The sequence below is a fragment of the Sinomonas susongensis genome (assembly GCF_005877005.1).
Taxonomy (GTDB): domain Bacteria; phylum Actinomycetota; class Actinomycetes; order Actinomycetales; family Micrococcaceae; genus Sinomonas; species Sinomonas susongensis.
The window spans coordinates 1-3181 of the sequence record NZ_SSNH01000026.1 but is presented as its reverse complement, the minus strand read 5'-3'; the positions used below and the strand labels follow the sequence as shown (position 1 = coordinate 3181).

The 3181-nt window shown below is 62.2% G+C and carries 3 protein-coding genes; all 3 read left to right on the top strand.

Annotated elements, in window-relative coordinates:
* The coding region (locus E6A21_RS17660; RefSeq protein WP_138445482.1) for an aldehyde dehydrogenase family protein at positions 1 to 281 on the top strand (281 nt) is incomplete at its 5' end.
* Between the two features lie 303 nt (positions 282 to 584).
* Positions 585 to 1859 carry an MFS transporter gene (locus tag E6A21_RS17655; RefSeq protein ID WP_171041468.1) on the top strand — a complete coding sequence of 425 codons (1275 nt, stop codon included), beginning with the start codon at positions 585 to 587 and terminating at the stop codon, positions 1857 to 1859.
* 207 nt (positions 1860 to 2066) lie between these two features.
* Entirely contained in the window at positions 2067 to 2951 is an 885-nt protein-coding gene (locus E6A21_RS17650; protein WP_138445480.1) for an MBL fold metallo-hydrolase, read from the top strand.
* Positions 2952 to 3181 lie beyond the last annotated feature (230 nt).

The window sequence follows — 3181 nt, the reverse complement described above, 5'->3', positions numbered from 1 at the left end:
CCGTCCTGTCGATCATGCCCTTCGACGACGTCGAGGAGGCCATCGCCATCGCCAACGACAACGACTACGGCCTCGGCGGAGCAGTCTGGTCCCAGAACATCTCCACCGCCCTGCGCGTCCTCCAGGGCGTCCACACCGGCACCATGTGGGTCAACTGCTACGGCTACATCGACCCCCTCGTAGGCTTCAACGGCACCAAGCTCAGCGGCTACGGCTCCAAGGGCACCTCCGCCCACATGGACACCTACCTCTACACCAAGAGCGTCTACATCCAACTCTGACCACAGCGGCAACTCAACCGGGGACGTTATGGGAGAGACCCATGACGTGCCTAGCTTCCCCCGGCCGTTGATCCCGCACCTTGTGGGGCATCGCGACTGAGGGATGCAAGAGGTCGAGTGCGGCCCGGTCGAACCAACAATGAATTGGCGTTGTCGCATCATTGAAGAGGGCGACAGCTGCCTGAATATAAAGAACGAGATTTTGGAGAAATCTAGATGACAAGATCAGCTGCGCCATCAACGACGATGGCGACGGCGGGCTATAGCTCGCGGCGTCTGCGGCCAATGGAGGCTCGGACAGCAGTGAGCGGAGCGTTGGGCTCGGCCTTGGAATATTTTGACTTCGCGCTCTACGGTGCCCTTTCTGCGACCCTTTTTCCCACCCTCTTCTTCAACAATCTGGGGCCGACAGGTGGCCTGCTGGCGTCCTTTGTAACGTTTGGCGTCGGCATTGCAGCACGGCCGATAGGTGCCATCATCTTCGGCCACCTCGGCGACCGGCTGGGCCGGAAGCCCATCCTTTTTGCAACGTTGCTTTTGATGGGCGGGTCGTCGGTTCTGATCGGCATCCTGCCGACTGGCCAAGGCATTGGCATCGCGGCCGTCCTGGTCGGATTGCGCTTCATCCAGGGCTTGTCACTGGGCGGGGAAACCTCGGGAAACCAGATCATGACCATGGAGCACTCTGACAAGAGCCGGCGCGGACTTCTTGGCTCCTTCAACATGATCGGTTCACCGATCAGCCAAGTTCTCGCCAACCTTGTCCTTGTGGGGCTCAATTCGACCCTCACAACCGAACAATTCGCATCTTGGGGCTGGCGAATTCCCTTCCTCGGCAGCATTTTGATCATCGTGATGGCCGTCTTTATTCGGCTCAAGCTCGAAGAAACACCCGCTTTCGTCACGAAGCAGGACGCCGGTGTCCTCGCGGGGAAGCCCCAGCGCAGCGGTCTGCGGGTGTTCGCAACGCATCCACGACAGGTTGCACTGACAACACTTGCCTGGGGCAGCTCCGCCCTGTGCTTCTTCCTCATTGCCGTGTATGGACTCAGCTACCTGCCCGCTACGACCGGCATGTCCTCCCAGGCTGCCTTGACGATTCTGATGATAGCTAACGGCGTTTCTGCTTTGTTCATCATCGCCGGCGGATTCCTTAGCGACCGCATTGGCAGGAAGCCCGTATTCTTCCTTGGCTTGGTAGGCTCGTTCGTCGGCATCGGCCTGTTCTTCACAGTCGCCAGCTCCAACGTCGTCATTACGGGCCTCATCGTGACGCTCGTGCTGTGTTCCATCCAGTTCCTTGGCGGCGCTCAGCCGGCGCTGTTCGCCGAACAGTTCCCGACCGAGGTCCGTTTCTCTGGCTCTGCCATGTCATACACGCTGGCCAACTTGATTTTCTCTGCGCCCGGGCCGTTTATCGCCACAGCCTTGTCCGCCGTCGGGGGCACCAAGCTCGTCATGCTGTTCGCCTTCCTCGTCACCATCGCATCCGTCGTCGCAGTGTGGAAGTCGAAGGACGGCCGCCGTCTTGACCTTGCCACATTCACCGCGGACGAACCCGCGGAGTCGAAACTGTAAGGAGGCGGCGTCGCTCATTGTCCCGTAGACGCGACGGGCTACCTCGTGACGCCAGCCTGCCTCCATCGCCTCAGACGCGGCGAGGGAGGCAGGCCTTCGACCGCGGTGAACCAAGGCTTTGGAGGCCAGCTCTTTCTCGCAGGCGATGGAATCCTCGGCTTCAAACGTCTAAACGCATCAGACCTTCGAAAGGCGTGAACAAGGCCCATGACAGACACGGCATCACATCTGGAGGACCGGCTCCGGCGCCCGTCGGGGATCCGGTCCCTCACGCTCGGCGATGCGCGGTTGAGCTTCGTTCCGGACGGCGTGCTCCAACTCAATGCGCGGCTCTGGCTGCCCGATGCCACGGATGAGGACTGGGCGCAGTCCCCTGAGTATCTCGATGAGACCGGCAGTCTGGTGGCGAGTGTCGGGGGACTGCTCGTCGAACGCGACGGCAGGGCGCTGCTCATCGATGCCGGACTGGGCCCGGTGACGATTGAGCCGCCGGAGAGCCGGTGGGGCATTCTCAGGGGCGGGGCCCTGCTCGACAGCCTCGCAGCACTTGGCCGGAGTCCTGCGGACATCGAGGCGGTCGCGCTCACACACTTGCACGGAGACCATGTCGGGTGGGCGTGGCATGCCGCCCCCGGGAGCAACTTGACCGCGTTCAGGATGGCCGACTACCTGGTCGCCGAGCCCGAGTGGTCCCAACGGCACCTCGCCGAAGCGAAAGGCATGGGCGAAGCGCTCAATGCCATGCAGCACCGTGTGCGCACCGTGGAAGACGATGAGGAGATCTTCCCCGGCGTCCATGTCATGATCACCCCGGGCCACACTCCGGGTCATGCCGCTTACGTGATCAGCGCGAGCGGGCAGCGGGTGATCGCCTTCGGCGACGCGTTCCATTCATCAATTCAAATAAGCCACCCGGAATGGGGAGCCACAGTCGACCATGACCGAGGAGAATCCGAGGCTACCCGTCGCAACCTCATCGCCGAGCTGGCGCAGCCCAACACAATCGGATTCGGCGTCCACTTCGCCGACGTGGTGTTCGGCCGCGTCAGCACCGACACGGGCCGAGCGGTGTGGCACCCCCTCGACGCCTGACTGGCTGAGTCTCAAGCGGTTGATCGCGCGCTGCCAGGAAGCGTGGAACACCTTCTCTTGAGGTATCTGGTTGTAACACCTTCAGCGTGAGCACAATTTCGATGATTGACGATATCCCGCGATATGGGATATCGTCAATCATGCCGCCGGTCCTGCGGAGATGCGGGGCGGGGGCGCAGGCGGCCGGAGCGCCGCAGCCCGCCGGCTCCCGCCGCGGGACGGATCGACTT